The organism is Mycoplasma sp. 2261 (assembly GCF_053851575.1).
In genome coordinates this window covers 75,511-96,949 of the sequence record NZ_JBSQAX010000002.1, presented here as the reverse complement: position 1 = coordinate 96,949, position 21,439 = coordinate 75,511, and the positions used below count along the sequence as shown (strand labels likewise).

Here is a 21,439-nt window from a genome sequence, read left to right as displayed (position 1 = left end):
CAAAGAGTATCTCATAACTATGTAAACTGACTTTTTAACAAGTTTATTTTCTTCTTTAACTTTAACCTTATTCCATAAATAAAAACCATGGCATAAGTTTTTTTCTAAAGGTCTATTTCTTCGCTCTGTTATGTGTGGAATTATCTTATTAGTTACTCTGCTAACGAAAGTAGCATCAACTTCAACTCCGTACATTTCCTTAAGAGTTTGAAAGATATCTCTCGTTGAAATTCCTTTTGAATAAAGACCATAATTTGGCTTTCAATCTTGGAAATATCATACTGGTATTTTGGAACTATTGTTGGTTCAAATTCAGAGTTTCTATCCCTCGGAACTTGAAGTTAAATTTCACCTAAATTTAATCTTAGATTTTTAGAATAACTACCATTTCGATAGTTATCTTTTATCGCTTTTCCATGCTCATATCTATCGTAACCAAGGTGTTTTTTCATCTCTTCTTCTAGCATTGTTTGAATAAGATCCTTAGTATTTTGCTTAATAATTTCGCAAACCTCTTCCTGAGTTGCTAATTTATATTTATCATATAATTCTTTTGCACTTAGCATTTTAATATCTTTTTTGGCATATTAAAAAAATCTCCAAACGCAAATATTCAAACTTAAAATATTTGCGTTTGGAGATTTTTACACAAAATTATCTACAGTACCTTTAAATTTAAATTATTCTATTTTTTGTTTTTATTGAATTCGAGAAAAAAGAAGAAATTTTAATTCTTAGCCTTTTTTCTTCTAATTTTTCTCCATTTTTTATTACATTTCTTTTTGAAATGTATTTAACCTCAATAGTTTGAGAACTATAAACTGCGCCGCATAAATAATAGACTTGATTATCGATTGCGTTCTTAAACAACGTATTTTTATATCAGACATCAATTATTTTTTTTTCCTCTGGAATGTCTAATGTTTTTTTAATTCTATTTAATTCTTTTTGATTGTAAATTTCTTCTAAAGAAAAATCAGATTTTTTATTGTTATCAAATGTATAGATTTTTGCATTTACCGGGATATAAGCATATTTATCTTTTCTTGTTTTATAAATCAATAGCGCAACCCAATTAAATGATTCTTTAAATGACTTGCTATCATTTTTATTTAAAGCTACATTGTTAATATCTTTTTTATCACTAACTATTTTCAATTTTTTAACCATTTTGACTTTATTGTTTTCAACGAGTAATAAAATTTGATTATTTTTACAGAAATCTTTATACTCTTCTGAAATTAATTCACTATATTCTTTTTGTAAATCATTCATATAAACTTCAAAAGGACTTTTTTCACCTTTATATTCTAGATATATATTCTTAAGTTTATTAAACTCTTGAGGGTGACTTCTGAACATTAATACATTATCGTGTTTATCTTCTTTTTCGAAGTAATCTTTCATATCATAGACACTTTTACGTTCAACTTTATAAATTATATTTTCATCATCTGGATCTTTGATAGAAGAGTATAAAGTTGCATTAAATAGTTCGATATTATGATCTTTCGTTAATTTTCTTGTAAATCTTACTTTAGATTTAATTTCTTGTTGTCTATTTTCACCTATCGATTTTTTTACTTTATCTGTTATATCCTGGGTATTGACAGTTAAATCAGAACGCTTACAAATAAATTCACCAGTTTCTTTATCAATAATGTTGTTGTCTTTGTCAATGTAGTAGTTTTCCAAAATTGCTCATTTATTATGGTTCATTTTCATATTGTTTGCTGCAATTGCCAATATTGAAGCATCGATAGCATGGTGATCAAATTCATCACGGTTCTTTTTATCCAACTTCGCTAATTTTCTAATTATGCTTGTAAATTTACCTCTAATAGGTTTTATTGTGAATTGATTGTCATGATTTTTAGCATAGTTTGCTAAAATACTTAAAAATTCTTTACATGCATAACGCGTGTCGTTTAAATTTCTAGAAGCAAATTCTATTTCATCGCTTTGAGAAAGTGTGTCATGCAATAAATTGTTGCACTTTGCAATTAATTCATCGTATGTTTTAAATCAAGGTAAATCTTTGATTTTATCTTTTTTAGAAGTATATTTATCGGCTTTTGATCTTCAATGTACATATAACCATTTTTTTAGCTCTTCAAATTTTTCGGTTGATAAAAAGTCTTTAGGAACCTTATTTTTCTTTTGCCTATTTGACTCTTTTAGTACCAAAACCTTGTTTCTGATTGAATCGTCAAAACTTTTGCTTTGAGGAAGAATATGATCAATATCTGTATATCCTGGATCTTTATAAACTTTTCTTAAATCAATATCTTGAAGAGAATATAAATCAATTCCGTCCTGTTGTAATCATAGCAATAACTTTAATTTTGTATGATCTGAGCAATTTGAAATACTGAATGAATTATCCATAGTTCTTTCTTTTACTGCCACTTCAATTAGATCATTAACTTTTTTATTGTGTTTATTTTGAGCACTGATTTTTTTAGCTTCTTCTTCACCGTTTTTATCCCTTGGCATTTCTAGGCCAACTTTTGTGATTAAATATTTTTTTCCAAATTCTTTGATAATTTGGTTAAATACCTTAACGCTTTCTCTAATTGAACTTTTAACTGCTGGAGAAACAATTAAATCGTCTAAAAAATTGGCTTGTAAATATTTGCCAGTTTGTTCTTTTGAAATTAGTTTAATTTCATTTTCTTTATTATATTCACTAACTGCTTTATATAAATCACTTTCTTTATTTCATTTTAATGACTCTAGATTGGTAATTTCATCAAACAATGCCTGCAACGTATGTTCAAAAACACGGTATGAAAGTGAATGTGTTTTATTTCCTTTTAATTTAGAACTTTGAGCAATATCTTTTATCGTGTTCTGAATATCACTGTCATTTAATAAATATTTATTGAATACTTTAATACATTCTTTATCGTTTAACTTGTTGATACGGTCATCAATACTTCTATTATAAAATATTGGTTGATATAGCTTATCTAAGTCTCTTATTACATTGAATAAATTTTCACTGTCAAACATTGAAGCAATACAATTATTTTTTACAAATATATTTAAAATTTCATTTGTTATATTTAGATTTTGATAATTGATATCTTCATTGGTAAAACTATTTGTAGTTAAATCATTATTAATTTTTTTCATTTCTTTAATAATTGATTTTTTATCTATGTTTTTAACTTTTTTATCGTTTTTAAATGAATTAAATCAATTTAAAATTAGATCTTTTTTAACTTGATTGTCTAGATTTATTTTATTTTGTGAATTTTCGTCAATATAAAAAGTTGTATTGTTTAAATTGTGTAATAAATTAAACATTTCTGCACTTGGCGTATTAATAGGCGCTCTATTGTCTTTTTTAAACACGCTACATTTTCCAGTGGTTTTTTCTCATATTACAGTATATTTTTGAATAACTTCACCATTTTCATCTCTTTGAAAAATTCCGTATTCACTCGGACTTTTTATATTGCCAGGCCCTTGTTCAAATGAACGTATATATTTAAATAAATTTAGATAATTATCACTAAATTCTTTAAATAATTTTTGATCATATTTTTTAGACTGAACTTCGAAAAGTTTTTCAAGTTCGGCAACTCATCTTTTATTAGTAAATAAATTGCCTGTATTTGCTTCAATGTTTTTGACAAATCCGAATCTATCAAAGTATTTTTTTTCAATTTCGCTTGGATATTTTGAATCGTCTTTAAATTCGGAAAATGAACTGTTATTCTTATCGCCGCCTTTCTTATCTTTGGTTTCTTCTTCTATTTCATAAAATACACCACGATTTTTTAAATAATCGTGTAATATTCAGATTAATTCTTCTGATAAAATTTCTTTTGATAATGCTTTATATTTTAAATCTATAATATGTGGGTGTTTTTGTGAAAATTTTAAATAAATATTTAAAACATCTTCGACGGATTTTAAATCTAAATTAAACATTTTGCTATATTTAATAACTAATTTTGCATAAGCATTTTTCTTTAAAGCTTTTCTTCTTATGCTTCTTCTAAGAGATCTGTGTGCTCTTCTATCTTCAGCTAAATTAGGTTCATCAAACAATCTAGAACCTAGCGCAATAACTTCGTTAGTTTCATTATTAACAAGTGACCAGCCTACTGAACCAATCCCTAAATCTAGGCCTAATGAAACCTCAATTTTTTTATTATCTTCCATGAATTCTCCATTCTAAAAAACATATTTATTATAAATTACAAATATAAATATTTATTTTTATCATTAAAATTTAGCGAAAATTTGAAGATTTTATTATTGCTAATATTGCAATTTTAATACACTAAACTTTTATCTTAAATTTTCGAACCAAATGAGATTACATAAAATTTATAAAATAACTTTTTTTAACATTTACGTTAAATTGCAGCAAAATGAAAAAATTGTAATTTCATAAAAAAACTAATTTTATAATATAATTTTTCACCACAAAAAATTTATTTTTTTTCATACTTGTTAATTTTTTTAAAAAAACTCTTCTAATAAGTGTTTTTTTATTGCTCCTTGAGTTTTTAATATAATTTCGTTTGTAAATTTAAATACTTTATATTAAAGAAAATCCACACAAAAAGGAAAACAAATGAAAAAATCAATCAGAAAGTTCTTACTACCTTCAGTTATAACTAGTGCTTCTATACTTCCGATGGCTATAGGTCTAATTTCTTCACAATGTACAACAGATTCCAATGTCGAAGCAATAAAAACCCAGGGCTATGCTGATGCTATGCAAAAACTAGCTAACAAATCAATCACTGTTGCCGGGGCATGATCAGACGCTCGTTTTTATGCTAAAGACCATGCTAATGATCTAGAAGTTATTGGAGCTACATCTCACATTTCAAATGATGGTGTTCAGGCGAGATCTGACTTAAAGCTTGGCGATATTAAGGCTCTTCAACAACTTTTAATTGCTGCAATAAAAGAATCAAACAAACAAGTAAAAGATAATAAAGATTCTAACAAAGAAAGCAATTTAACTTACTTAGATAAAAATAACAAGATCCAAAGTATATTCAAAATATACAACCATGATGGCTATGCTCCAGTTGGATTTGATGCAAATATCGTTTACAACATAAATGGAGATTCAAAAAAAGCCTATGAAGTTATTCCTAAGGGCGATAGTGAATATATTTCCTTTGATGAAAAAACAAGTAAATTCACAACTGTTGATGAAAAGAAAAACCTTAAAATTCAATTCATTCCTTCTTCTGATGCCGCATTAGTACAAAAAGCAACAGAGAAACTACAATTATGAATAAAGGAAAAAGGAATCAAAAATATTGAAATTAGTGTTTCAAGTGATTACAATAGTGCTGCAACAGCTTTGAAAGCTAAATCGATCGATGTCGCCTTTCTACCCGTCGATACATGAGCTAAGCTATCCGGAGATTCTAGCTTTATTATTCAAGCTGGTAGAAATGTCCAAATTATTGACCCATATATAAGCAAGCAGAATCCATCAACACCTAAATTTAATGATGAAAAACTACTAGTTGAAGCATTTAATAACTACAAAATATTCAATAAAAATAATCTTTATATCAACAAGGAACCATCTAAAAATCCAAATTCAACTGCAAACGGATACAACGATGAATTAAAAACACATATTGATTCGTTGGCAACAGGAGAAGAACTTCCAACCGTTGGCTTCTATCGTTCATATATTTATGTTCGCAAAGATTCTGAAATTTACAAAATTGTTATTAAAGCCCTAAAAGAACAAGGTTCTAATTGAAAACTAAAATGATCGGAAGTAAGGGATTATGTAATTTATGGTTATACTTCAACAACATCAGCTGCCTCATATATATACCCTGAACAATGATTTAAAAAACATTTTGAAGGCTTTAAATCTTTCTTAGAATAATACAAAAACTTAATTTAATATAAAACTTAATTATGAATAAAAATCTAAAAATAAAAAGTATTAGCAACATACAACAAAATACTAATAATAATTGAAATATAAACTGAGATAATGTATCAAAAACATATCCTAATGGAACTAAGGGCTTAATTGATGTAAATCTTTCAATTAATCAAGGCGAGTTTGTTGCAATTATTGGTCTATCGGGAGCCGGAAAAACCACACTAATTAAAACAGTAAACAAAATAAATACCATTACCTCAGGAAAATTAACGGTTGGGCCTTACAATGTTAATGAATTAAAAGGAAAAAAATTAAGACAATTTAGAACAAAAATTGGAATTATCTTTCAAAATTATAATCTAGTGGAAAACATCACTGTACTACAAAATGTTCTCTCGGCAAGATTACCACAAATGAATTTATTTAGAGCGTTTTTTGGAATTTATAGTAAAAGCGATATTGAACTAGCATATCAATGTTTAGCAAAAGTTAATATTCTAGAAAATGCTTATGATTTAGCAAAAGATTTATCAGGCGGTCAGATGCAGCGTGTGGCCTTAGCACGTACTCTAGCCCAAAAACCAAAAATTATTCTTGCAGATGAACCTGTAGGGGCACTTGATCCGATTATGGCTAAAAGTGTTATGGATGGTTTTTTAATAGCTAACAAATCTGAAAAAATTACCATAATTGCAAATCTCCATCATGTTGATCTAGCCCTACAATATGCAGATCGAATAATAGGCGTAAAAAAAGGCAAAATTATTTTTAATGATAGTTGAGATAAAGTTAATTTAGAACAATTAAAAGAAATATATGGAAAAAAATTGGAACAATTTGATGAAGAACAATTCAATGAAAACCGTAGAAAAAGACTAATTATTCAAAATGAAATTAAAGAAAAAATTAAAAAATTGGAAATCTAGAAATGGATAAACAACAAAGCAAATCTAGCGGTTCTATTGAATATAAAAGCAAACTAAAATTATTTAGTGAATCAGTAACAAATTATTTTAATCCTAAATTCGTTGACATCAATGGCCAAAAGGTAACTAAAAAGTTCCCTTGGTTCAAAATCTTGGGTGGTGCATTAATCTTTATTTTGGTTGTAATAATAATCGCTGCTATTAAACCTGATTTTCAAAACTGAAAAGCTTTTTGAAATCATATTTCACACTTTTTTGAGACTAATAAAAAAGCGCAAATCGGAGCTGCAGAGTTCACGCCTTATGCAACCTTCTTGCGCAGCTTATCCTATTTATGGACCACTATTTCATACTCAATATTAGGCACTATACTTGGTATTTTTATATCAGTACCACTAGCATTATTAAGCTCTAAAAATATTATTAAAGATAAATTAATTTATCTTCCCTTTAGAATAATAATGTCGATAATTAGAGCAGTCCCCCCAGTTGTATTCGCATTTATCTTTTTCTTCTTATTTTCAAAATCATTAGCGGCAATGTTTTCAATTGCTATATTTGTTAGCTCATTAATGACAAAATGATTATATGAAGACTTAGACACCTATGATACAAGTGCATTTCAGGGAGCGCAAGCGATTGGAAATAATAAAACTCTTGCCTTTAAAAGCGCAATTTTACCTTATTTAATAAAGAGAATTGTATCATATGGATTCTACTCATTTGAAATGGTTGTTAGATTTGCAGCTATTTTATCAATTGTTGGAATATCAACAATTGGACAACTTCTTTCTGACCAATACGCCATAACAGATAACCTATCGCATATGTCAATTGTTTTATGAGTGTTAATTGCCTTGATGATAGTAATCGAAGCATTAAACTATATGATTAAAAAATTCATTTTAGAATATTCTCAAAAGCACCCTCAAATTGATGAAAAACTTCCATTTGCAAAACAATTAGAACAGCTTAAAAAGCAAAAGTCAAAAATATATATATTCAAGATTTTTGTCATTATTCTTGTGTTTGCGCTTATCCTTGCTTCGCTAACACAAATTGAATGAAAAATTGGAAATAGTATAAAAATTAGCCAATTCAAAGATGGAATTAATAAGCTTTTCAATCCGGATTGATCATTGTTTGGTGGCAATTGAAAAACATCAAAAACAAGTGTTATACCATTAGGGGCTTCGGCTCTACTAGTGGCAATAGCTTCCTCAGTCATTGGTTTGTTTTTTGCACTAATATTAGGAATTCTTGCCGCAAAAAATATTAATAAGTATTTTTCTTACCCATTTAAATTGATTATTATTGTTATTCGTGCTATACCAGCATTCACTTTTGCCATTCTTTTTATAATCTTGTCAAAAGACTCAAAACTATTCGCCGGGGTCTTGGCACTGGGGATACATTCAATTGGTATGCTTGGAAAACTAATTATGGAGTCAGTTGAAAAAATTCCACACAAGGTGTTTCAATCCTTAGACTCACTAGGCGCGACATGATTTCAAAAAGTCAAATTTATTGTTATTAAATCAATATTACCGCAATCTCTGTCTAACTTCTTATATAGAGTTGAAATTAACTTCAAAAGTACAGTAGTAATTGGCGCCGTAGGAGCTAGTGATTTTGGTTTCCAAATCAGTACATACTCATCCAAAACTGAAGACTGAGACAAGCTTTCATCATACCTAATTTTTACCATTATTGTATTATTGACAATTGAACAGATTTCAAATATCATTCGCTCAAAACTAACAACTGGATACTTCTTTGGCCAAGATGTTTGGTTTAAAAAACTGATTAAGCAAAATATGATTATTAAGTCGCTTGCCGTCGCTCTTGTGAACAATGAGGAATTCAAAAATGAAACAAGATATGCAAAATATATGATTGCAAAACACAAGAAGGATCAATTATTTATATACAATTATTGATTAAAAAATGATTTAATTCCAGATGAAAAAAATTATAAAAGGCTAATGACAAATAAAATAGACTATTTAAATCAATATAAAAAAATATTAGTTAAAATTAAAAATGATGTTAAAAATGTTTATAAAACAACATATATGCGAACAATTCAAGATCTAGCAAATATGAAAAACTGATTCAAGAAATCTAAAATAGCTAAAAAATCCGCCAAAATTGCGGTTGATCATTATTTTGACAATTATTCATTAACGGTGGCCTAAATTATGGAAAATATGAAGCAAAAATTTATTAAATTTTGAGAATATCTAGAAAACGCAAATAATATAACATTATGTACTCATGTTGAACCAGATGGTGATACCCTAGGATCTGCAGTCGCTCTCAAGCATCTTATAAAAATAAACCTAAAAAATAAGAATGTAAGAATTTCTGGCGGCGATTATCCAAGAAACCTATTATTCTTGGAAGATGAAAAAATTTCATTAGTTGATAATGACTTTTTTAATAACTCACTAAAGGTGGTTGTTGATACATCTACAAAGAATAGAATCTTTGATCAAAGAGTCAAAACCGAAGAATCAATTAAAATTGACCATCATCCTTTGGAAGGCGAATGATTATTTGAAATTGGTGGTGATTTTTGACCTGCAACCGGACAAGTAATGACTAAACTTGTTATGGAACTAAATTTAAAAACAGACAAAAAAGTTCTCGAAGGCCTTGCTGTGGCAATCATTACTGATACTGAATTTTTCAAAGAGAGAAATGTTACTCAAGAAACTTTTAAATGTATGGAATTTTTATTAAAGGAAGGTCTAGATTATAATCTTTTACTTAAAAAAATGCAACTTAATGCGGAAGAAAACAGATTCATTTTTAATGCAATAAACAATTCCCAAAAAGAAGGAATAGTTACATATATGATTGTTGATCAAATTGTTTCAAATGATATCGCAAGACCTCTTGTTGCTAAATTTGCAGAAGTATCTAACACCGAAGTTTCACTAGCATTATTAAAACGAAAACAGGGTGATTATCGCTGTGAAATTAGATCAAAAACTACTTATGATGTATCAAAAGTTGCAAACTATTTTTTAGGCGGTGGGCACTTAAACTCATCTGGATTTATTCAACAGGATTTAAATAAATTGCAAGAAATAGTTAACTTTATAAACAAACATTATTTAATATAAAAAATAAGAGTTAGGGGTGCATTAAACCTCTAACTTTTTAAAATATTAAAATATAATTTTAAGTACTAATATTTTATCTAAAAGGAAATTGTTATGTTTGAACCAATTGAACCATATAAAACTGGTTTTTTAAAAGTAAGCGATATTCACTCTATATATTATGAAGAAGTAGGTAACCCAAATGGTCAACCAATTTTATTTATACATGGTGGTCCAGGAGGGGGGATTTCTGAATCAAATCGCCAATATTTTGATCCAAGTCATTACCGAATTATTTTATTCGACCAAAGAGGTTGCGGCAAATCTATGCCATCTGCCGAAATAAAAGAAAATACTACACTAAACTTAATTAGCGATATTGAAGAGTTGCGAAAAAACTTAAATATTGATAAATGGATACTTTTTGGTGGTTCATGAGGATCCTGTTTGTCACTTATTTATGCCATTAATTACCCTCAAAATGTATTGGGTATGATTTTGCGAGGTGTATTCTTAGGGCGCCAAGAAGACGATTATTACCTTTATCAGCAAGGTGCTTCTTTCTATTTTCCTGAAGCATATGAAGAATTTTCCAACTTTATTCCAATTGAAGAAAGACATAATTTAATCAAGGCATACCACAAGTATCTAAATAGCCCAAATATTGAATTAGCATACAATGCAGCATACCATTGAGCTAAATGAGAACTCGGGCTTATAACGATGAATCCACTAACAGAAATAGAAGAAATTTTATCTAATCAGAAAAGCAATTTAGAATTAGCTAGACTTGAAAATCATTATTTTATTAATCATATTTTTTTAGAAGATAACTATATATTAAAAAATATTGACAAAATTCAAAATATTCCAACAATAATTATTCACGGTAGATTTGATATGGATTGCAGACCAGAAGGCGCTTACCTTTTACATAAAAATCTAAACAAATCAAAGTTAAATTTTGTTATTGCAGGCCATTCCTCAAAAGAAGAAAAGATTGCAGAAGCACTAGTTAATGCTACAGAAGAATTTAAAAATTTGCAATAAATAATTCATAGACTTTGAAGGCAAAAAACATTCAGAAAATACACCTGAATGTTTTTTTTACAAAATCTCATTTAAGTTTTTCATCCAGATTAGATTCAAAAAAATATTTTAAATAAATTGAATCAAATTTTTTTAAGCTTTTGAAGCTAAAATAAAAAAAGATAATAAAACCTGCAAGTGTTAATATTAGCAAGATCAAGCCAACAATTATTAACAAAAATAAAGAGTTTATATTCAAACATAAACAATAATACTTTGCTTCAATGTCTATATTATTGAAATTCAGAAATAGTGACGATTTCATTGTTAATTTCACTAAGAGCATTATCATAAAATATTAATAATATAATAATTGTAGGTCTATAGATGCTAGATTATAATTAAAATAATTGACGCAAAACCTGGACCAACATTAGCTATATTGCAACAAATTTATATATTGACATTACAACAACAATAAAAGTAAAAAATAATGCCAGTGCTAGATCAAATGAAACAAAATGACCTTGTTTAGACTTTTTTGTTTCGCACAAGTGTTGCTTCATCAAAATAGCCAGTCACTCATAAATAAATCCTTTAAATTTCAAATCTATAAAAATCTATAACCTATTATATTTTTTTGAATATTTAGCTTAATAAACTAAATTATGATTTATAAAAAAATATGTATCTTTATTTCAGTATCTTTTTACCTTCTAAGCGCCTGAAGTGCCTATGATTACCCTGATAAACAATAATAATGAAAAAATAATACCTAGAGGTATTAATAACTTGCTGCATCCAATTTAGAATTAACTTTTTTCCTCAATTGCGCTTTAATTTAAAATTAAAAATATACTAGTTTTTTTTAGCAAATCACTTCTTTAAGACATACAAATAAGTTCGCTTAATACGTGATTTTGTATATCTTTTTGATGTACAAGAATCAATAAATTCATCGTAGGATAAAGCATCAATGTTTTTCTTAAATAAATTTTCCATCCCTTCACTAACAAGTTTAATTTTGGCAATTCTTTGTGGTGACCAATGTCTTATTATTCTTTGGAATTTTTTATATGTATCTTCAATCCTCTTAACTCTTTTAATTTTTAGTGGAGAAAAATTTGAAATATCCTCATTATTTTTTATCATTTCTCTTAATTTTGTTCCTGATGCATAAATTGAACTTGTTTCCCCGGAATGATGTGAAATTGACCTTTTTATACAATCAAGTTTAATATGAGGTTTATTTTTTAATATGTATTTAGTGTATTCAAAGCCCAAAATATCCTGCGGAATTTCTTCTTCTTTTAAGAATAGTTTTAACGATTCATAACAGGATAAAATAAAGGATTTTCCTTGTTTTAAAAGCAACTTAACATTTTTGTTATATAAATCCGCATTTTCATCCAATAACCTTGCAGCACTTATATATTTTTTTATTTCATCGCTATCGGATGTTCCAAAAAAAAGAATATCAATTTTTTGTTTATCTAACATATCAATTGAGCCTTTTGCAAAAAAGTGTGCTGCCTGTGTTGAAGTTTCAAAATCTAGCTTAACAACCTTATCAACGCCATATTTCATACATATTTTTTTTCTTTTTGCAAAAGGAGCGCAAGCAATCTCACCACGTTGGGTAAAATTAGAGGACAAGGCAACAATAATTTTCGAATTTGGATATCTTTCTTTAATTTTATTAATTAAGTATATATGACCATTATGAAATGGATTATATTCTGCAATAATGCCAATTTTTAACATAAATTTATTCTTCCTACAATTCAATAATTCTTAAAAATTATAAATTAATTTGCTTTAAAAAAAATCTAAAAAGACCTATTAAAAAATAATTTCTTTATAATTAATGTACTAAAGATAATAAATAAAAATTGGAGAAATTATGATTGATTTATCAATAAAAAATGTTGCAAAAAGATTGAATATACGTAACGAGCAGGTTAGTGAAACCCTTAAATTATTAAAAGAAGGCGCTACAATTCCCTTTATTTCACGTTATAGAAAAGATGTGACCGGTGGTCTTGACGAAGAACAAGTTGCAAATATTAGCGAATTTTATGAATATGATGTAGAACTTCAAAAAAGGAAAGAATATGTTAAAAAAATTCTTGAAGAAAAAAAGCTACTTGATGTTGAAATATCGAAAAAAATTGATGATGCAATAACTAAGCAGGAAGTTGAAAATATATATGAACCTTTTAAGGTAGGCAAAAAAACAAAAGCCACCGAAGCTCTTGCATTAGGATTAGGGCCACTTGCTGAGCTTATTATGACAAATAAGGATGAAAAATTTAATGTTTTTAAAGAAGCTTCGAAATATATTAATGGAGATACATTAAAAGATGTTGAACAAGTTTTAGAACAGGCTAAATATATAATTGCTCAAAATATTTCACAAGATATTTCAGTTCGCGAATATGTTAAAAATCAACTTATAAACTACGGTGTTATCGTAACAAAAAAGAAAAGTGTGGATGACGAAAAAGAAACATTCAAACAATATTATGACTATAGCGAGAAGGTTAAAAATATCCCTAACCATCGTGTATTAGCTATTACTCGTGGCGAAGACAAAAAAATCATTTCATATACAATTGAATTCAATGAAAAAGTTATCATTTATTATCTAAACAACAAATTTTTCATCAACAAAAGAACAGCTAAGATTGTTAATGAAGCAATAAAGGATTCACTAGATCGTTTAATATTTCCATCGATAATAAGAGAAATAAAGACAGATTTATTTGAGCGTGCCGAAAAAGAAGCTATTGAAATTTTTGCTCAAAATCTTGAAGATTTATTACTTTCTCCAGCCACAAAAAATAAAAATATTTTATCTATCGATCCTGGATATACTAACGGCTGCAAATGTGCAATGCTAGACGGTAATGGAAAATATTTAGAAGGTTTTGTTATCCATCCACACACTAACTCAAAAGAAGAATTTCTAAATGCAGTCAAAAAGATGCATGAAATACTTAACAAATATGAGATTGATCTAATTGTTATTGGAAATGGAACCGCTAGCCGTGAAACAGAAGAATTTATTGATAAATTATTAAAAATAAGAAGAGAAAAAGAATTAAACAAAAACACTAAATTTGCCATTGTTAGCGAAGTAGGCGCTTCTGTATACTCGGCTTCAAAAATTGCGCAAGAGGAATTTCCTGATTTAGAACTAGAATTTAGATCAGCAATTAATATAGGCAGAAAATTTCAAGATCCTTTGAATGAGCTAATTAAAATTGAACCAAAATCTCTTGGGGTAGGTCAGTATCAACATGATGTTAATCAAAAAGAATTATCTTTAAAATTAGCATTCAAAGTCGGAAAGGCAGTCAATATGGTTGGAATTGATTTAAACACCGCAACCAAATATATATTAGAGTATGTTTCTGGCCTTTCGAAATCATTAGCACAAAATATTGTTGATTATCGTAATGAGAACGGCTTATTTAAATCAAGAACTGATCTTAAAAAAGTTAAAGGTTTAGGCCCTAAAGCTTATGAACAATCAGTTGGTTTTCTACGAATTTATGATTCTAATGTATTTTATGATAAGACAAATATACACCCTGACTTATACGAACTTGCCGATAGAATAATAAAAGAATTAGCTATTGATTTAAAAAATATCGATAAGGAAATATTGCTTTCAACTAATAAGGATGAATTAGCTAAAAACCTAGGCGCAAATCAATATGACATTGACCTAATTATTGATTCTTTATTAGCACCCGGAAAGGATATAAGGGATGATAAACCAGGATATATTGTTAATGACAAAATTTTAAAATTTAGTGATATCCAACTGGGCCAAGAAATTATTGGCCAGGTTCAAAATATTACCAACTTCGGTGTATTTGCCTATATTGGCCTAAAGGAAAATGTTTTGATTCATATTCGCAATATGAAGAAGGAAAATTCCCAATATATCAACCATCCTAATGAACTAGTTTCAATTGGCGATAACATAAATATAAAAATTATTGATATTGATAAAGTAAACTCAAAAATTCAAGGAAAAATTATTTGAAAATAAATTAATGTATTAAAATTTTATTATACTGTTTTTAATTAAGATTAAAAAGGGTTGGCCATAGGCCGATCCTTTTTGTAATTATAAGATATAAAAAAGGAGATAAAAATGAATACCAAAACTTTTGATTCGGAACTAAAAGCAACACAAATTTTTAGTGCTATATATAATGTTTCACAGATCAAAAATATTGATGAAGAAGCAGTAGTTGATTTATTTAAAAAAGCTGTTGAACAAGTGATTTTTAGTCAATATGATCCTGATGCTGAATTAGAATTTATCATTGATAAAGATAAGAAACAGTTTAAAATAATAAACCATACAAAAATCGTTACTAATGACCCTATAACATATGAAGACAAAGATAATTTTTGCCCTTGCATTGAAATCGCTTTAAGCGATGCTAAAAAAATTAATGCAGATATTAAGGAGGGAGATATCATTGCCGAGGAAATAGATTTTGAATTATTCCATAAACGTGATTATCAAAAAATTCTAAGTATCTTCAACCAACAAATTAGAGAATTGGAAAAACAATTAACCTTTAATAAATATAGTAGCTTAATAGGTACTATAGTTAAAGCTAAAATAACAAATATTACCAAAACTGGTACACTCATGGAATTTCGTGATGGAACTGTTGCTTATATGCCACCATCTACAAGCAATTTAAGATTATTATCCAATCTAAAAGCCGGCGATTTGTTAGATGTTTATATTGAAGAAGTAAAACCTGAATCTAAAAATGCACAAATATTAGTATCCTCAGTTGAATCTAAATTAATAAATAAATTATTCGAACAAGAAATACCAGAAATTGCTGAGGGATTTATTGAAATTATTAAGGTTGTTAGAATACCAGGGGAAAGAGCAAAAGTTGCTATAAGAAAAACAGAAAAAGCGCCTTTTGCTCTCGAAGAATTAGGCACAGTAATCGGAACAGATTCAGCTAGAATTGAAGCTATTTCGAAACAACTAAACCACGAAAAAATTGATGTTGTATTATATGATGAGGACAAAAAGAAATTTGTAATGAATGCCGTTAGTCCTTCAAGAGTTATTGATATTGTCGAAAAAGAAGATTCAACTCCACAGTTCAATAGTTTTATTGTTATTGTTCCTAATGCTCAACATACTTTAGCAATTGGTAAAAAAGGGCAAAATGTTCGACTTGCCTCAGAATTAACAAGAAGCCGCTTGGACATAATTAGCCAAGCGCAAGCCGACCAACTCCAAATAAAATATTCATTTAAAAATGCAAATATTACTGAAGAAGAAGCTAAATTAAAATATGTAGGTCAAAAGTTAAATCTAAAACCAATTAGTAATCATAGAAATTCTAAGAAATCCAATGAATCATTCTTTGATAATACATTCAATATATCAGAATTTGACCAAGACCTAGCTGAGCTTAGACAAAAAGCACAACAAACAGATCATATTTTTGAAAAACAATTATATGAATCTATTTCTGATGAGGAAATAGAAAGAACATGAATTGATATGCAAAATGAATTAGAAAGCGAAGAAATGGAAGATTTAGATGTATACTCAGGTAACACTAAACAAAATGAAATTAAAGACAAAGCAAAAATCGAAGCCGACTATGAAAAAATAACTCAAACAAAAATGAAGGACTTCAAAAAAGATGATGACCTAAGTGCTGGTTTAGAGAATTTAGATTTAGGTGATTTAAATGATGAAGATTGATAAAAAATATAGTCGTAAATCTATTGTTGATGGAAAAATTTATCCTATAAAAAACTTAGTTAGATTTGCAAAAATTAATAATGAATTTTATTTTGACCCAAACATTGAACTAGGTGGTCGAGGAACATACTGTTTAGATAATGAGGAACAAATCGAAACCCTTTTTAAAAAGCATTTACTAAATAAAGCATTTAGACAAAATATTGATGATTGTATTTATAAAAAATTATGAAACGAGGTGAATATATGGCTAAGCAAAAATGTAACAAAAGAATTTCAAATGTAGACAATATTAAAGAAAAATTAAACGTTGTAGAGGCAAAAGTCAAAAATGGTGTATTTATTTTTACAGGTCCACTAACAGTTTGTGAATTTAGCCAAAAAATTAACCAAACTGCTGCGCAAATTTTAACCTACTTCTTTAAAAAAGGAATAATGAAAAATATTAACACCTTCTTAAATGAAGAAGAAATTGCGGAAATATGTTTACATTATAATCTTGATTTTCAAAAAGAAGAATCAGTTGATGCTGAAAATTTATTTGATAAACTTGAAGTTATTAATGATCCAAACGACCTTTCAACACGCCCTCCCATTGTGACAATTATGGGCCATGTTGACCACGGTAAAACAACACTAATTGACCAAATTAGAAAAAGTAACATTCTTTCAACAGAATTTGGTGGGATTACCCAACATACTGGTGCATATCAAGTTGAATATAATGGTAGAAAAATTACCTTTCTTGACACCCCTGGACACGAAGCGTTTACTGAAATGCGTTCGAGAGGGGCTAGGGTAACTGATATTGTTATTATTGTTGTAGCTGCAGATGACGGAGTTAAACCGCAAACTATTGAAGCCATCGATCATGCGAAAGCTGCCAATGTGCCAATTATTATCTTTGTTAATAAGATGGATAAGTCAAATGCAGACCCTGAGAAAATTAAAAGCCAACTAAGTGAGCATAATATTATTTGTGAAGAATGAGGAGGCGAAAACCAATTCATTTATGGTTCAGCAATGATGAATAATAATATTGATGCTTTATTAGAATCTATTTTTCTTCAAGCTGATTTACTAGACCTAAAGGCAAATCTGAATCGCGATCCTTTTGGAACTATTATTGAATCAAAGATTGATAAAGGTAGAGGGGTAGTGTCAACGGTTATTGTTGAAAATGGTACTCTTATGCCTCGAGATTTTATTGTCGCTGGTGGTCAATATGGAAACATTAGAAGCTTAACCTCAACCGAGGGAAAACCATTGCAAAAAGTCTTACCAGGCACACCTTGCATAATTACAGGTCTCAATAAGAATCCCTCATCAGGTGATAGATTTATTGTAATTAGTGATGAAAAATTCGCTAAGAAGCTAGCAGAGGAAAAATCTTTTATTAATAAACAAAAAGAATTAAGCGAAAGAAATTCCTTCACTATAAAAGATGGACAAAAAACCTTAAACATAATTATTAAAACTGATGTGCAGGGGACTTCTGAAGCAATTAAGCAAACGCTATCTAAACTAAAAAATGATGAAATCTCTGTTAATGTTATTAGAGCAACAGCGGGAGAACTAACTAAAGCGGACTTACTCTTAGCTGAAGCATCTAATTCAAGAATTTATCTATTTAACATTAGCACATCAAGCGAAATTAAAAAACTAGCTGAAACTAAAAAAATAAAAATTGTTTCTCATAACATTATTTATAAAATTGTTGAGGAAATAGAAGCAATTATCAATACCTTAAAAGAACCGGTTTATGAAGAAAAATTAATTGGACAGGCTGTTGTTATAAAACTTTTTTTCTACTCGAAAGTAGGAACAATTGCAGGTTGCATGATGTTTGAAGGACAAGCGAAAGAACTTTGCAAAGTTGAAGTAATTAGAAAAGGCAAAAGTATCTTTAAGGGCTCAATAAGCTCCTTAAAAAGAGAAAAAAATGATGTTAAAGTTGTCGAAAAAGGCTTTGATTTTGGTACCCATATTAAAGATTTTGATAAAATAGATATAGATGATGAATTAAAATTTTATGAGGATGTATTAGTATAATATGAACGCAATTATGCATGAAAGAAAAACTCAATTATTATTAGAATTAATTGGAAATAGTTTTTTTGAATTAAAAGATTTTGATGTAACAAACATCTCAATTAACGACGTAATTTTATCAAATGATGGATCACATGCTAAAGTATATATAACCTTATTTAAAGACAAGGAAAGATACTTTGACAAAGTGACTTCAATGGCGCCATTTATTCGTTCAGTTGTAGCTAAAAGTTGAAAATATAAAAAATTACCAGAACTAGTATTTTTAATTGATAAAGTTGAGCCTGAAGCTGCAAGAATTGAAAAAATACTTAAAGATATTAAAGAATAGTACTTAATAAATGAACAATCAGTATGATGCTATCGTAATAGGTGGTGGTCATGCCGGAATCGAAGCAACTTTTGCACTAGCAAAAAGAAATCTAAAAGTAGCCTTAATAACTCTAAATACTAACCGCTTAGCAATGCTACCTTGTAATCCATCGATTGGTGGATCGGCAAAAGGAATTATTACTCGTGAAATCGATGCCCTAGGAGGAGTTCAGGGCTTTTTTGCCGACCTATCCATGATCCAAATTAAAATGTTAAATACTTCAAAAGGTCCAGCTGTTTGATCGCTTAGAGCCCAAATAGACAAAGATAAATATTCACAAATAATTCTAAATGCTGTAAAAAAAGAAAATAATATTGTTTTAATTGAAGATGAAGTTTCTGATCTAATCATAGTTGACAAAAAATGTGTTGGTGTTAAAACTTTAAAACACGGCGATATACACTCACAAGTCACAATTATGACAACCGGTGTCTATATGAACTCACGCATCCTACGAGGCACCGATATTAAAAACGATGGTCCTGATGGCGAAAAAAATAGTTCAACTCTATCCAAAAATTTAGCTAAATATGGTTTTGAAATCCAAAGATTAAAAACCGGAACTCCTTGTCGTATTTATACTGATAGTATTGATTTTACAAAAGTAGAAAGAGAAATTCTAGATAAAACTGAACTTTGTTTTTCCAAGCGAAGTAATATAAAATTAGATGAACAAACTTCTTGTTTTCTAACTCATACAACAGCCAAAACTAAAGAAATAGTACTAAAAAACCTTGATAAAAGCTCATTATATTCTGGAATAATTATTGGTATCGGACCAAGATATTGCCCTAGCATTGAAGACAAAATTGTTAGATTTCAAGACAAGGAAACACACCACATATTTTTTGAACCAGAAACTAAAAAAGGTGACATTATGTACATTAACGGCTTATCTACTTCAATGTCTGTCGATGTCCAAGATGAAATGATTAGATCAGTACCTGGATTAGAAAATTGCAGAATTCAAAAATATGGATACGCCATTGAATATGATGCTATTAATCCACTTAACTTATATAAATCGCTAGAATCTAAAATATTAGAAAACTTTTTTTCGGCCGGACAACCTAATGGGACAAGTGGTTACGAAGAAGCGGCGGCCCAAGGCTTAATAGCCGGAATTAATGCGGCAAATAAGATTCAAAATATGCCTTCTATGGAAATCAAAAGAAGCGATGCCTATATCGGTGTCTTAATTGATGATATCGTTACCAAAGGTACCACAGAGCCATATCGTATGTTAACAAGTCGTTCAGAATATCGATTATTATTAAGAAATGACAATGTTGATGAAAGATTATGCCAATATGCTTATGACAATAAAATGATAAATGAAGAAGAATATCAAAAAATTGTTAATAAATATAATCTTATTCAAACAACAATTGAAGAACTTAAAAATAAATATGTATCTTCAAAGAGCGAATTAGGCATTAAATATAACGTTATCAATGGCCAATCTTACCTTAAGTTACTTGCCAATCCTGAGACAGACCCAATAGATATCTTAGGAAATGATTTTCCCTTCATTGAAGAATTAACAATTCAAGTAAGACTATTTGGGTATCTTAAAAAACAAGAAACAGCTGCTGAAAAAATGATTCGCCTGGAAAATCTAAAAATCCCTGAAAATATAAATTATTCCTTGGTAGATAATCTTGCTACAGAAGCAAGACAAAAACTTGAAAAAATTAGACCCTCAACTATTGGACAAGCAACAAGAATTAGTGGAATTAACCCTTCCGACATACAAATGCTAATGTTCTATCTAAATAACCGAAAAAAATAAAAAATAAAAATGAAAATAAACTTAATTGCAGTTGGTTCTTTAAATTCAGATATTAAGAAAATTTATGATTCATATTTAAAAAAAATAAACTTTTTAGCAACAATTAATTTAATTGAAATTAAAGAAATTATTAATGATAATATTGATATTAAAATTGCAAAGGAAACTGAAGCAATATTAACAAAAATACCAAAAAATTCAAAAGTTTTTTATCTTTCATTACAAGGAAAACAAATGAGTAGTGAGGAATTTTCTAATATACTTATTGAAGATAATTTAACTTTTATTATTGGTGGGTCGAATGGCGTAGATGAAACAAAATTTAAAAATAAAATTTGTTTTTCCAGAATGACATTCCCACATCAGTTATTTAGAATCATGTTAATTGAACAAATTTATCGTGGATTAGCCATTAAGAAAAATATTAAATATCATAAATAATTACACCAAATTTTGGTGTAATTTTTTTATTTGATTTTTTTTCTTTAGACATTTAG

17 protein-coding genes are annotated in these 21,439 nt (G+C 28.4%); 12 read left to right on the top strand and 5 right to left on the bottom strand.

Going from position 1 to position 21,439, the window contains the following annotated elements:
- The 3 genes from ACWXVM_RS00760 to cas9 all read right to left on the bottom strand — a co-directional run.
- The coding region (locus ACWXVM_RS00760; RefSeq protein ID WP_455993793.1) for a transposase at positions 1-288 on the bottom strand (288 nt) is incomplete at its 3' end.
- A 53-nt stretch (positions 289-341) separates the two neighbouring features.
- Entirely contained in the window at positions 342-566 is a 225-nt protein-coding gene (locus ACWXVM_RS00755) for a transposase (protein WP_438340430.1), read from the bottom strand.
- 109 nt (positions 567-675) lie between these two features.
- Complete coding sequence (gene cas9 / locus ACWXVM_RS00750) at positions 676-4,176, bottom strand: type II CRISPR RNA-guided endonuclease Cas9 (protein WP_455993791.1); 3,501 nt, start codon at positions 4,174-4,176, stop codon at positions 676-678.
- Between the two features lie 418 nt (positions 4,177-4,594).
- On the opposite strand from cas9, the gene ACWXVM_RS00745 reads away from it, so the two are divergent.
- From ACWXVM_RS00745 to pip, 5 genes are all read left to right on the top strand, one after another.
- Positions 4,595-5,887, top strand: coding sequence for a hypothetical protein (locus ACWXVM_RS00745; protein ID WP_455993789.1), 1,293 nt, complete (start codon positions 4,595-4,597; stop codon positions 5,885-5,887).
- A 32-nt stretch (positions 5,888-5,919) separates the two neighbouring features.
- Positions 5,920-6,816, top strand: coding sequence for a phosphonate ABC transporter ATP-binding protein (gene phnC / locus ACWXVM_RS00740; protein WP_438340433.1), 897 nt, complete (start codon positions 5,920-5,922; stop codon positions 6,814-6,816).
- Between the two features lie 2 nt (positions 6,817-6,818).
- The gene (locus ACWXVM_RS00735; protein ID WP_455993787.1) at positions 6,819-9,014 is read left to right on the top strand and encodes a PhnE/PtxC family ABC transporter permease; all 2,196 of its coding nucleotides are present in this window, start codon (positions 6,819-6,821) and stop codon (positions 9,012-9,014) included.
- A 3-nt stretch (positions 9,015-9,017) separates the two neighbouring features.
- Entirely contained in the window at positions 9,018-9,947 is a 930-nt protein-coding gene (locus ACWXVM_RS00730) for a DHH family phosphoesterase (protein ID WP_455993785.1), read from the top strand.
- Positions 9,948-10,040: 93 nt separating this feature from the next.
- Positions 10,041-10,976, top strand: coding sequence for a prolyl aminopeptidase (gene pip, locus ACWXVM_RS00725; RefSeq protein WP_455993783.1), 936 nt, complete (start codon positions 10,041-10,043; stop codon positions 10,974-10,976).
- A gap of 416 nt (positions 10,977-11,392) precedes the next feature.
- On the opposite strand, the gene ACWXVM_RS00720 is transcribed toward pip, so the two are convergent.
- A complete protein-coding gene (locus tag ACWXVM_RS00720; protein WP_455993781.1) occupies positions 11,393-11,563 on the bottom strand; it encodes a hypothetical protein in 171 nt (56 codons plus the stop codon).
- Between the two features lie 250 nt (positions 11,564-11,813).
- Complete coding sequence (locus tag ACWXVM_RS00715; RefSeq protein WP_455993779.1) at positions 11,814-12,719, bottom strand: nucleotidyltransferase; 906 nt, start codon at positions 12,717-12,719, stop codon at positions 11,814-11,816.
- A gap of 139 nt (positions 12,720-12,858) precedes the next feature.
- Between ACWXVM_RS00715 and ACWXVM_RS00710 the strand changes: the two genes are divergently transcribed.
- The 7 genes from ACWXVM_RS00710 (at position 12,859) to ACWXVM_RS00680 (ending at position 21,383) form a co-directional block, all read left to right on the top strand.
- Positions 12,859-15,018 carry a helix-hairpin-helix domain-containing protein gene (locus ACWXVM_RS00710; protein WP_438340438.1) on the top strand — a complete coding sequence of 720 codons (2,160 nt, stop codon included), beginning with the start codon at positions 12,859-12,861 and terminating at the stop codon, positions 15,016-15,018.
- Between the two features lie 105 nt (positions 15,019-15,123).
- Positions 15,124-16,728, top strand: a complete 1,605-nt coding sequence (gene nusA, locus ACWXVM_RS00705) for a transcription termination factor NusA (RefSeq protein WP_455993777.1) — start codon at positions 15,124-15,126, stop codon at positions 16,726-16,728.
- Complete coding sequence (locus tag ACWXVM_RS00700) at positions 16,712-17,011, top strand: DUF448 domain-containing protein (protein ID WP_438340440.1); 300 nt, start codon at positions 16,712-16,714, stop codon at positions 17,009-17,011. The genes nusA and ACWXVM_RS00700 overlap by 17 nt, the downstream gene beginning before the upstream one ends.
- Positions 16,972-18,777, top strand: coding sequence for a translation initiation factor IF-2 (infB, locus tag ACWXVM_RS00695; RefSeq protein ID WP_455993775.1), 1,806 nt, complete (start codon positions 16,972-16,974; stop codon positions 18,775-18,777). Before ACWXVM_RS00700 ends, infB begins: the two co-directional genes overlap by 40 nt.
- 1 nt (position 18,778) lies before the next feature.
- On the top strand, positions 18,779-19,108 hold the full coding sequence (rbfA, locus tag ACWXVM_RS00690) for a 30S ribosome-binding factor RbfA (RefSeq protein ID WP_438340442.1): 330 nt from the start codon (positions 18,779-18,781) through the stop codon (positions 19,106-19,108).
- Between the two features lie 10 nt (positions 19,109-19,118).
- Positions 19,119-20,942 carry a tRNA uridine-5-carboxymethylaminomethyl(34) synthesis enzyme MnmG gene (gene mnmG, locus ACWXVM_RS00685; RefSeq protein ID WP_455993773.1) on the top strand — a complete coding sequence of 608 codons (1,824 nt, stop codon included), beginning with the start codon at positions 19,119-19,121 and terminating at the stop codon, positions 20,940-20,942.
- A 9-nt stretch (positions 20,943-20,951) separates the two neighbouring features.
- Positions 20,952-21,383 (top strand): 23S rRNA (pseudouridine(1915)-N(3))-methyltransferase RlmH, encoded by a 432-nt coding sequence (locus tag ACWXVM_RS00680; protein WP_455993771.1) that lies wholly within the window; start codon positions 20,952-20,954, stop codon positions 21,381-21,383.
- The last annotated feature ends 56 nt before the right edge of the window (positions 21,384-21,439 follow it).